The following is an 11,181-nucleotide window of genomic DNA, read 5'->3' on the forward strand; positions in this document are numbered from 1 at the left end:
TGTACTTCGGTTTTGAACCCTTTTTCTCCACCTTTTGAAAGCGCTTTCTTTCATTTCCCGGCGCATCAATTTGATGACTGCCTTTTCGGGTATGCCAAATTGGTGGAAGATGGCATCGAAAGGGGTCCTGTCTTCCAATTCGGAAGCGGCGTAGTAGGCGGTGTCGATGGCTTCTTGCACGTCGCCGCGGGTTTCGCTGAGGGGCTTGCCCATCTCGCGGGTCATGGCATCGGCGAGGTCGTCTTTGCGCTCCAGGAGCAGGTCGCCAATGCGTTTCAGGATGCGTCCGCGCTCGGGAGCGGGGGTGCTCGACCAGCTGTCGAACGCGCGCTGGGCGGCATCGGCGGCATCGTCTACGTCAGCGGGGCCCGAGGCGGGAAAGTGGCCCACCACGTCTTGAAATGACGCCGGATTGCGGCTGGCAAATGTTTGGCCGGTTGCAGCGGCCTGCCAGGTGCCATCGATGTAGTTTTGGAAGAGGTCAGCCATAAGCAAAATAGAATGTAGCAAAGGGGATACGATCAGTGTCCGCAGTATAGCGGATGCCGGGTGCGTTCTCAACGCGGGCGTTCGTATTATGCACGAAAAGCGCTTTTGGAGGTCAGGGCTGATGTCTAACGTCCGAGAGCGCTTCCCATCTCGGCAGGTGTCTGTCAACCGAGCCGGAGATGGTTCCACGACATCCACTCCGTAGGCTGTCATCTTGAGAGAGGCGCAGCCGAACCGAAAGATCTCCCTGGATCTGGCAGAGCGTGCCACACCAGCACACGCATGCACAAACCGCCCGGATCTCCCTACCGTAGCAGCGGTACATCACATGCTTTGTGCTTTTCCCCAACCCCCATGCCGCTGCTTATGTCTGATGCCGCTGTCACCGCCGATCTGGAAACCTACCTCTCCGAACGCGTGCGCTCCACGCCGCCCAGCGGCATCCGGCGCTTCTTTGAGATTGCAGCGACGATGGACGACGTGATCTCGCTCGGCATCGGGGAGCCGGACTTCGTGACGCCGCAGCCCGCCGTGCAGGCCGGCATCGACGCGCTCAACAACGGAGAAACCAGCTACACCGCCAACGCCGGACGCGCCGACCTCCGCGATGCCATTGCCCACGAGCTGTCCAGTCGCTACGGCGTCTCGTACGATGCCGAGGATGAGATCCTGGCCACGGTAGGCGTGAGCGAGGCCATGCAGCTTACCATGCTCTCGGTGCTCGACCCCGGCGATGAGATTCTCATCCCCGAGCCGTGCTTCGTCTCCTATGCGCCCACCGCGCGGTTTGCAGATGCGAATGTGGTGCACGTACCCACGAGCGTCGAGAACAACTTTCAGGTCACCGCCGAGACGCTCGAATCCTACATCACACCCAACACGAAAGCGCTCTTCCTGGGATATCCCAACAACCCCACCGGCGCGGTGCTGCGGCGCGACACGCTCGAAGACATCGCTACGCTGGTGCAAGAGCACGACCTGCTCGTCATCTCCGACGAAATCTACGACCGCCTGGTCTACGGCGAGGCCCACGAGCGCGGCCACGTCTGCGTACCCTCCATCGACGGACTCCGCGAGCGGACCATTCTGCTGGGCGGCTTCTCGAAAGGCTACGCCATGACGGGCTGGCGCATCGGCTATGCATGCGCCCCGGCGCCGATCTTGCGTGGACTCTACAAGGTGCATCAGTACATGATTATGAGCGCACCCACCGTGTCCCAAATCGCCGCGCACACCGCCATCACCGAGTGTCAGGACGAAGTTGAAACCATGCGCCAGGCCTACGACGACCGCCGCCGCGTGCTGGTCGACGGACTCAACGAGGCGGGGCTGCCCACCTTTGAGCCCGAAGGCGCCTTCTACTGCTTCCCCGACATCCGCTCCACCGGACTTTCCTCGGAGGAGTTCGTGCAGCAGCTCCTCGAAGAAGAGCACGTGGCCTGCGTACCGGGCGATGCGTTTGGTCCGAGCGGGGCCGGATACGTGCGCTGCTCCTACGCCACCGGACTCGACGACGTCAAAGAGGCGGTCTGGCGGATTCAGCGCTTTGCCGCTAAGCATCAGAACGGATAGCCGGACTTTGCACATCTCTTTGCATCCCCAATCTGCTATGCGCACCGTACTGTACGTTTTGGGAATTGCGGCGCTCGCCGCCGGGCTGCACGTGCTCATCGGCTGGCCTGCCACGGCGCTGGCCGGAATGGCGGCCGCTGGGGCGCGCTATCCCGCTGTGGTGGGCGCGCTCGGCGTGGGGCTGGCGTGGACGGGCGGCGTGGCGTACACATTTGTGGTGAGCGATGCCGGAACGCTCGCGCTCCTTTCGTTTTTGGCGGATGCGACGGGCGGGGTGCCCCAGGCGGTGCTTGTTGCGCTCCCCACAGGCATCGGCGCGGTGTGGGGCGCGGCCAGCGGCGCATTGGGGTCGGCGCTCTATACGTGGATTGTCGCGTAGTCGGTTGTGCTTCCAACTTGAGTTCGTCGTGATTAGGGAACGCCCGGGTTGGCCCATCCATCCGAACACACGGCGACCGCATGGTGCATCCGCCAGTAAGAATCCGTTATTGCAAATAAAACCAGTTGCATTCGTCTATGAGCCAGTACAACGAGCAGGACCTTGTCACCCTCTATGAGCGCACCGATGCGCTCGGGGGCTATCTTTGACCCGGCTGAGCGCGAAGCCCGCATTGCTGAACTGAATCAGGAGCGCCTCGACCCGTCGTTCTGGGACGACCCGGAGCGCGCTCGTACCGTCGAAAAGCAGATTGCCCGCGAGCAGGAATGGCTCGATGCGTGGAAGGAGCTCCAGGAGCATGTAGAGACGCTCGAAACGCTTCAGCTGCTGGCCTCGGAAGAAGACGAGGACCTGAGCGACGAAATTGACGCCGAAGCTCGCACGTTAGAGCAGAAGCTCGACGACCTCGAAATGAAAAGCCTGCTCGACGGCCCCGACGACCACCGCGATGCTATCGTGACGATCAATCCGGGCGCAGGCGGTACCGAAAGTCAGGACTGGGCCAGCATGCTCTTGCGCATGTACAGCCGCTGGGCCGAGAAGGAAGGCTACGAAACCGAGATGTTAGGCTATCAGCCTGCCGAGGCTGCGGGCATCAAGAGCGCAACGTTTCGCGTTGCCGGCGACCATGCGTACGGCTACCTGAAATCGGAGCGCGGCGTGCACCGCCTGGTGCGCATCTCTCCGTTCGACTCCGACGGACGCCGCCACACCTCCTTTGCCAGTGTCTTTGTGTATCCCGAGGTGGACGACACCATCGAGGTGGACCTGAGCACCGGATCTACTGAGCTGCAAACCTTCCGCTCCGGCGGTAAAGGGGGGCAGCACGTGAACAAGGTGGCTACGGGCGTGCGCCTCATCTGGAACGGCACGCTCTCGAATGGCGACGACATCGAACTCGTCGCCGAGTGTACCGAGGAGCGCAGCCAGATGCAGAACCGCGAGCGCGCAGAGAAGATGCTCAAGAGCCGCTTGTATCAGGCGGAGCAGGAGCTGCAGGAGCAGGCGCGCGAAGAGGTCGAAGCCTCCAAGAAGAGCATTGAGTGGGGCAGCCAGATCCGCTCGTACGTGCTGCATCCGTACACCATGGTGAACGATCATCGCACGGAGACGAAGTTCTCGAATGCCGAGGCGATTCTGGAAGGCGAGATCGACCCGCTCATCCAGGCGTACCTGACCCACGGCAAGAAAGGCATCAACCCGGTGGAGTCGTGAGTAACACACGCTTCCTCGTGCGGGGAGGTCATGCTCCGCGACGAGATGACGGGGTGTGCATCGCAACTGCGTACGTCCTCACCGCAATGCTGCAACCAGATTCGGTATGAGTTGATTACCAGCAAAGCGCAGCACGCCCCTCGTCTGAAGTCATCCCGGACTTGATCCGGGATCCAGGATGTTCACCACAGAGCAAACCCTACGCATCCCCCTAACGAACAACGGGATATGGATACGATCACTCCACAGACCGACTTTCTCGTCATCGGCAGCGGCGTAGCCGGACTTACGTTTGCGGTGAAAGCGGCGGCGTACGGACACGTTACGGTCATCACGAAAGACGACCTCAGCGAAACCAACACCTCGTATGCGCAGGGCGGGATTGCCGCGGTCGTCGACGAATCCGATAGTCCCGAGCAGCACATCGAAGACACGCTGGATGCCGGGGCCGGACTCTGCGATCCGGAGATCGTCTCGATCGTCGTAAACGAGGGGCCGGAGCGGCTCCGCGAACTCATCGAGTGGGGGGCGCACTTCACCCGCACAAGCGGCTCCGATGCGCTGCACCTGGGACGCGAGGGCGGCCACTCGGCCAACCGCATTGTACACGCCGACGACGCCACCGGGGCCGAGGTGCAGCGGGCGCTCATGGAGCAGGTGCATGCGCATCCGTCCATCGACCTGCACCCGCAGCACACCGCTGTAGATCTGCTCACCGAGCACCATCTGGGGCAGCACGTCAACCGCATGCGTCCGGATGTGCATTGCTTTGGCGCGTACGTGCTCGACCGCACTACCGGCACCGTGCACACCGTGCAGGCACAGGCCACGATCCTGGCGGCCGGGGGATGCGGACAGGTCTACCAGCACACCACGAATCCGCCTGTGGCTACGGGCGATGGCGTGGCCATGGCCTATCGCGCCAAAGCGCGCGTATCGAACATGGAGTTCGTGCAGTTTCACCCGACCTCGCTCTTTCACCCCGATGCCGACTCCTTCCTCATCTCCGAGGCCGTGCGCGGCGAGGGCGGACGCCTGTACAACACCGCGGGTGAGCGCTTCATGCCCGAGTACGACGACCGCGCCGAGCTCGCCCCGCGCGACATTGTAGCCCGCGCCATCGACGACCAGATGAAGCGCCACGGCGACGACCACGTCTGGCTCGACATCTCGCACAAGTCCGCCGAGGAGATCCGCGGGCACTTCCCCATGATTGCAGAGACGTGCCAGCAGTACGGCATTGACATCACCGAGGAGCCCATTCCCGTTGTGCCTGCTGCGCACTACATGTGTGGCGGGGTACAGACGGATGCGCATGGGCGGACCTCGATCAATCAGCTCTATGCCATCGGCGAGGTGGCGTGCACCGGACTCCACGGCGCCAACCGCCTCGCAAGCAATTCGCTGGTCGAGGGGCTCGTGTTTGGGCACCGGGCCATGCAGGTTGCGAAAGACGACCTCGACACCGCTTACACCCCGAAACCGATTCCCGATTGGGACGACAGCGGCACGGAAGCGCCCGGCGAGGAAATCTTGATGACGCACAACCGCGACGAACTGAAGCGTGTGATGTCGAACTACGTCGGCATTGTGCGCTCGGATGTCCGCCTGAAACGCGCCGCCCGTCGCATCCACCTGCTCTACGAAGAAACCGAAGCGTTTTACCAGGAGGCGCACGTCTCCACGCGTCTCTGCGAACTGCGCAACATGATCACCACGTGCTACCTCATCGTGCGAAGCGCCCGCATGCGTCGCGAGAGCCGAGGACTGCACTACACCGTCGATTATCCCGAAGCCGAGGCCACCGAGCAGCGCGCCACACGGCTGTAGGAAGAGAGTAGAGACACGGCGCCGGGGTACCAGTCTTTTGGGGAGTGTCCGAATCAGGCACAGCCTTCGTCCCAAAAAGTCATCCCGGACAGCCCCGACGGTCGTCGGAGCAGGTCTGGGATCTCCTTTTCTGGGGACAGATTCAGCATCTCTCCAGCTCGATGCAATGACAGCCCCTCATTTACAGCAATACGGTATCATGATGATACATACGAGCGGGTGGAGGTGGCGTCTCCATTTCGGCGGGGGGCCGAGGGGCCGTGGTCTGTACTGGACGAAAGAGCTTCGGGAGCAGCGCTCCACACAGCCCATGGAGCAGAGTCAGGACCATCCCAGAGATCGTTCAGTGTGTTTTTGTCTTTGAGTGTGTCCATGGGATGCCAAAATCCATCGTGCTGGTAGGCCGCCAACTGATTGTCGCGGGCCAGTCGCTCCAGCGGATCGCGTTCCCAAGAGGTGTCATCGCCGTCAATGTAATCAATGACGGCAGGGTCGAGCACAAAGAACCCGCCGTTGATCCAGGCATCATCGCCCTGTGGCTTCTCGCGAAAGCGTTTCACCACGCTGTCTTGAGCCAGCGTAAACGTACCAAATCGACCGGGAGGCTGTACCGCCGTCATTGTGGCGAGCAGTCCATGCGCTCTGTGAAACGCGAGCGATGCTGCAATGTCGATGTTGGCAACGCCATCGCCATAGGTAAAGAAGAAAGGCTCATCGTCAAGCAGATGGCGAACACGTTTCAGTCGGCCACCGGTGAGCGTTCCATCTCCCGTGTCGATGAGCGATACCGTCCACGGCTCCGTTTCGTCGTTTAAAAACGTTGTGTCACGGGTCGTGAGGTTGATCTTCATATCCGCATTTTGGAGATGATAATTGTAAAAGTACTCCTTAATGTAGCGCCCTTTGTATCCGCAGCAGATAATGAAATCCGTAACGCCGTAGTGCGCATAGATTTTCATGATATGCCACAAAATGGGGCGGTGCCCGATCTCGACCATTGGTTTGGGGCGTACATCGGTTTCTTCGGATAGACGCGTGCCGTATCCGCCGGCTAATATTACAGCTTTCATGGTTGAGTAGGGAGTAGTGCTTGAGCGATACGGTTTATGAGGTCGTGTTATGCTGTAGCCGTAGCAACAGGGGCCGCAGCCATTTCAAAATGAGCCGTTTGCTCGTCCCACAGGCGATCTACGAGGCGATCTTCAGGCAGTGTTACGTCATCAAACGTAAGTGCTTGATCTTTGGGGACATCCCGTACAAGCTGGGCGCCCTTCGAGAGTCCAAACGGCAGCAGGTTGTTGCGGTAGGCCACGTCAGCATTGTCAATCCATCCGTACGTGCAGAAGCCCCCAAGTCCGTCGAGGGTCTCGCCTTGTTTGAGGTCGCGCTTGGCCATCGTGAGGACGTGGCATACGGGCGGGCCAAGTGGGGCCACAGTGGCATCGCCAAAGCAGACGGCGCGCGCTACGGTCAGAGGCACTTCAAGATGCGGCAGATGATACGGCGTGTAGAACACGTAAAACGGCCCGTCGCCCATCTTGAGGACGGAAGTATACCGGCGTTTCGTGGGGTGGTCGTTGTACGCAATTACGAACACGCCCGGCCCCGGCTCGGCACCAATGACGTAATCGTTGAGCCCCGTGTCAAGCAACTCATCTTTCGGAAACAGATCGACGGCCTCGTTTACATGATCGCATCGGGGACCGTACATGCCGCGCTGTCCGACAGGAAAGCCAGTTGCATTTGCGGCCACGGCATTCTCCATTGAGATCTTAGTGCCATCAGCAAAGGAGGTGACCATGTGGGCATCCTGTCCATGCTTTTCGGCCCATTCCTGCTGGGTTTCGGGCGTGCGGTAGTGGTCGAGCAAGCCTTTCACGTTGCCCACCAGCACCGGGCGGTAGCCAATGGTATCCACAAACCGGTGCAGATTCATCATACTGCCGGGCTGGTCGCCGTCGATATCGGTAAGCACAACCCCGGCTCGGTCGGCATAGACCTTCAAGATCGGGCCGAGCGTGGCATCCAGTTCGGCATTGGAGAGAATAAGATGCTTGCCGTGCTTTAGGGCTGAAAGCGCTACCTGCGCACCAAACTCGAAGGTGCCGGTGGCTTCAATAATCGCATCGATGCCTTCGGCTTGGCAGACCAGGTCGGCGTTCTCGGTAACCGCATAGCGGCCCGAGGCCATGGCTTGCTCCAGATCGGACACGGTACGTGCGTGGGTCACGTCCTCAATGTTGGCCTGGGCGTAGGCTTCCGTAGCGCGCGAAAGGGTTCGGTTGGATACCGCTACGAGGCGCATCCCGGTAATAGCAGTGAGAATTTGAAGCGCCACACCGCGTCCTTGATAGCCCGCCCCAACCAGGGCCACCCGGATGGGATTATTATCGGCTTCGCGTTGTTTTAAGGCAGTGTCTACAAGAATCATGGGTCGAGGATACGTTTGATGGGGGGCCTGTGCGCTTGACGCACGCGGCAAGAGGGAGGAGGGTAGCAGAGAACAGAATTAGGAAGAAACAGGCAGGCGGGGGGCCAGGAGCGTATCGAGTGCGGTGGTCATAGCGTGGTGGAGTGTTTTAGGAGTGCCAATGTCGAGGAAACGCCCATCGGGTACATATACACTTTGGATGATCAGTCCGTCGTCAATGGCGCGTTGAAACAGGTGGCCAAGGTGAGGCTCATGGGCGTTAAGCGTAGCGGTGGCATTGGGCTCAGCGAGCAGAGCGGCCAGTTGCTCGTGGAGCCAGTGAGTGAAGGCGGGGCGCCAGGCCGCAGCCATCCAGGCCGTGCGTAGCGGCGAATCAGTGGGCTTTACGTGGATGGCCTGCACGGAGCCGTTCGAAGCACGCTCAACCACATCCACGGTGGCGGGGTTGTCTACAGGCATGCAGCCGAGCACGACATCCGCATCCCCCTGAAGCAGCCGTTGATGGAGTTGGGCAAAGAGGTCGGGGGGATGAAACAGGATGTCTGGAAACCCGAGCAGTACGGTGCGCTCGCGGATAAACGGAAATGCCTGGTTAATGGTGAAGGGAACGCCGTAGTCATGGTGCATCATGCAGTAGGCAAAGTGCATCTGAAGGCGGTGGCCATCGCCCCAATACGCCGGAATGTCCCACTTGCCGTCGCGCAGGATCCAGTAGACGGTATCGGCTCCTGCGGTGCGATACGCTTCCAGCAGATGCTGTGACACGACCATGGGGCGGGGGGGGCGTGGGCCGTATCGGACTGGCTACCAATCGGGAAGAGTTCTTTGCTGCCGGGCAGGGGGGCTACCCGACTGCCCGTGCCCGCGGCGGGGACTAGTGCCACGGGCCGGTTTTTAGGCGTGGGTGAGGTATTCATAGCACAGGAGTGGAGGCATAGAGGAGAGGCCAGGATTGATCTTTCTCGGAAACCGTACGCACAGGGGCCGGCCATTCAATGCGGAGTGTTGGGTCGTCGTAGCGCAGGCCACGCTCGGCTTCGGGCGTATATCGGGCGGTAACGGGATACATGACCTCGGCGCTGTCGGTGAGCGTTAGAAACCCGTGGGCAAAGCCCTTTGGCACGTACATCAGGCGGCGATTCTCTGCACTCAACTCCACGCCAACCCATTGAAGGTGAGTGGGGGAGTCGGGGCGCAGATCGACCATCACATCGAACACGGATCCGCGTGTGCAGCGTACCATCTTAGCCTCGGCATACGGCTCAGCCTGATAGTGAAGTCCGCGAAGCGTGCCAGCCTGAGCACTGTAGCTCATGTTAACCTGCACGATATCCATGCTTAACCCGTGCTCCGCGAGTTCGTCAACGCAAAGCACCCGTGCAAAGAAACCGCGTTCATCGCTATGAGGCTCTGGATCGATAAGGTAGGCCCCGGGTAAACGGGTTTCAGTAAATTGCATAGCGAGAATGATATCTGGAAAAGAGAAAGAGCATGGTGCCGTCTGGTCGGACGGCTGATAGATTTAGTACAGGCTTTTAGTACAGGCTATTGACCGACACGCGAGGGGCTCCCGAAATGGCGGGTTCAGCATGTTCTACCCCATCGCGCCAAAAGAAGCGGTCATCGATCTGGTTGGTCTCAATAAGGTGCCTCAGTTGCTTCAGGCGGGTGAAGGCCCGAAACGTAAAGTCTTCTGGTGAGAGATCGATTGCCGCATACAGATCGACCAGCTGTTGAGCCCCATCGCGCAGCGTGTAGGCGGGAGTAAAGCCGGGGAGATGCGTGGCAATCTTGTCAAACGATACGCGGTAGCTGCGGTCGTCGCCGTCGCTGTTTCCCATAGAAACGTCGCACTTCGGGAGGGTCTGCGCCACGATGTCGACAATATCGCGCACCTGGTAGTTTTCGTCGGAGTGTCCGACGTTGAACACTTCATTATGCACGGCATCGCGCGGAGCTTCGAGGACACAGGCAATGGCCTGCCCGATATCGGCAATGTGCACGAGTGGGCGCCAGGGCGTGCCGTCGCTGCGCATGTTAATGACGCCGGTGGTCCAGGCGACGCCTGTAAGATTATTCAGCACAATATCGAAGCGCTGGCGTGGGGAAGGGCCATACGCTGTGGCATTGCGCAGAAAGGTGGGCGTGAATGTGTCGTTGGCCATGGCCTGCAGGTCGGCTTCGACCTGCACCTTGCAGCGCGCGTATGCGGTTAGGGGATGCACCGGGGACGTTTCTGTCTTGAACGCGTCGCCATTTTCTACGCCGTACACGCTGCATGATGAGGTGTAGACGAACCGCTCCACGCCGGCCGCTTTCGCCAACTGAGCCAGATGAACACTGCCAGCATGGTTGATGGCGTAGGTGTTCGCCTCGTTGTGTTTGCCGAGGGGATCGTTTGAGAGTTCGGCCAGGTGGCAGACGGCATCGAATCCCTCCAGATCAGACGGTTCCACACTACGGATGTCTTTCCAGATTTGCTGAACGCTTTCAGGCCAGTCCATGGCGTAAAGGGCTCCATCGGCATAATAGCCGGTGTCGAGCCCGGTCACGGTATGGCCGCGGGCATGGAGCATCGAAACAAGGGGATATCCAATGTAGCCCTGGCTTCCTGTAACGAGTATTTTCATGGGAGGAGAAGGTAGGAATGAGTGGAAAAGCACGGTCGGTACCGCATGTGCTTATGAGGTTTCCCAAAAGTACGGGTAGACGGCACGCAGCCCCATGACACGGGGCGGGGGCGTTTCTTGGTGGAGTCCAAGACGAGCAGTTGCAAAGTAGAACGTTTCTTTCAAATACTGGCGGCTGTGACGAAGGGCATAGTAGCGCATGAATGCCATGATACAGCCACGTCGCTCGTGTGCCGTGAGTGGAGCCCGGTAAATGGCACGGTACAGTTCAGAGAGCCATCGTTGCTCTAACCAGGTAGGGGCTTCGCTCCGATTCGGATCAAACCAGTTCCATATTGCCCCAATCTGTTTGTCGTTCGACTTTGTTGAGTTCTGGTCATGCACACGGTTCAGAAAAAGCCGCTCTGGCACCTGATAGATGCCCCCCCAGAGGGTGAGCTCGCCAATCAGTATAAGATCAGCCGAGGGGAAGCTGCCGTGCTGCATCGTGGAGCGGAGTACATCGGTCCGCATAAGTCCAAAAAGCGGGCTTGGGTCTCCACCCCAGCAATACGCCTTCAAGAACGCAGTAAACC

10 protein-coding genes and 1 pseudogene are annotated in these 11,181 nt (G+C 59.9%); 4 read left to right on the plus strand and 7 right to left on the minus strand.

The features are described from left to right. The coding region (locus R6U20_RS08880) for a TIGR03643 family protein (RefSeq protein ID WP_410337499.1) at nt 1–489 on the minus strand (489 nt) is incomplete at its 3' end. Between the two features lie 366 nt (nt 490–855). Between R6U20_RS08880 and R6U20_RS08885 the strand changes: the two genes are divergently transcribed. The 4 genes from R6U20_RS08885 to nadB all read left to right on the plus strand — a co-directional run bounded on the left by R6U20_RS08885 (nt 856) and on the right by nadB (nt 5,545). Beyond that, complete coding sequence (locus tag R6U20_RS08885) at nt 856–2,061, plus strand: pyridoxal phosphate-dependent aminotransferase (protein ID WP_410337500.1); 1,206 nt, start codon at nt 856–858, stop codon at nt 2,059–2,061. 37 nt (nt 2,062–2,098) lie between these two features. After that, on the plus strand, nt 2,099–2,440 hold the full coding sequence (locus R6U20_RS08890) for a hypothetical protein (protein WP_410337501.1): 342 nt from the start codon (nt 2,099–2,101) through the stop codon (nt 2,438–2,440). Between the two features lie 137 nt (nt 2,441–2,577). Continuing rightward, nucleotides 2,578–3,715, plus strand: a protein-coding gene (gene prfB, locus R6U20_RS08895) for a peptide chain release factor 2 (RefSeq protein WP_410337502.1) whose coding sequence is annotated in 2 segments (ribosomal slippage) — nt 2,578–2,646 and nt 2,648–3,715 — 1,137 coding nt in all. Because the reading frame shifts where the segments join, the coding sequence is not laid out codon by codon here. Nucleotides 3,716–3,943: 228 nt separating this feature from the next. Continuing rightward, nucleotides 3,944–5,545 carry an L-aspartate oxidase gene (gene nadB / locus R6U20_RS08900; RefSeq protein ID WP_410337503.1) on the plus strand — a complete coding sequence of 534 codons (1,602 nt, stop codon included), beginning with the start codon at nt 3,944–3,946 and terminating at the stop codon, nt 5,543–5,545. 197 nt (nt 5,546–5,742) lie between these two features. Here nadB and rfbF read toward each other — a convergent pair whose 3' ends face one another. From rfbF to R6U20_RS08930, 6 genes and pseudogenes are all read right to left on the minus strand, one after another. Next, nucleotides 5,743–6,615: a glucose-1-phosphate cytidylyltransferase gene (gene rfbF / locus R6U20_RS08905; protein ID WP_410337504.1), complete on the minus strand. Its 873-nt coding sequence runs from the start codon at nt 6,613–6,615 to the stop codon at nt 5,743–5,745. A gap of 47 nt (nt 6,616–6,662) precedes the next feature. Then, entirely contained in the window at nt 6,663–7,976 is a 1,314-nt protein-coding gene (locus R6U20_RS08910; protein ID WP_410337505.1) for an NAD(P)H-dependent oxidoreductase, read from the minus strand. A gap of 78 nt (nt 7,977–8,054) precedes the next feature. After that, nucleotides 8,055–8,747, minus strand: coding sequence for a dTDP-glucose pyrophosphorylase (locus tag R6U20_RS08915; RefSeq protein ID WP_410337506.1), 693 nt, complete (start codon nt 8,745–8,747; stop codon nt 8,055–8,057). Between the two features lie 142 nt (nt 8,748–8,889). Next, nucleotides 8,890–9,435, minus strand: a complete 546-nt coding sequence (gene rfbC, locus R6U20_RS08920; RefSeq protein WP_410337507.1) for a dTDP-4-dehydrorhamnose 3,5-epimerase — start codon at nt 9,433–9,435, stop codon at nt 8,890–8,892. A 76-nt stretch (nt 9,436–9,511) separates the two neighbouring features. Next, complete coding sequence (locus tag R6U20_RS08925) at nt 9,512–10,606, minus strand: NAD-dependent epimerase/dehydratase family protein (RefSeq protein WP_410337508.1); 1,095 nt, start codon at nt 10,604–10,606, stop codon at nt 9,512–9,514. A 51-nt stretch (nt 10,607–10,657) separates the two neighbouring features. Further along, nucleotides 10,658–11,181, minus strand: a pseudogene (locus tag R6U20_RS08930) (hypothetical protein); the annotation flags it as partial.

The organism is Longimonas sp. (assembly GCF_046498435.1).
In the GTDB taxonomy this organism is placed as follows: domain Bacteria; phylum Bacteroidota; class Rhodothermia; order Rhodothermales; family Salinibacteraceae; genus Longimonas.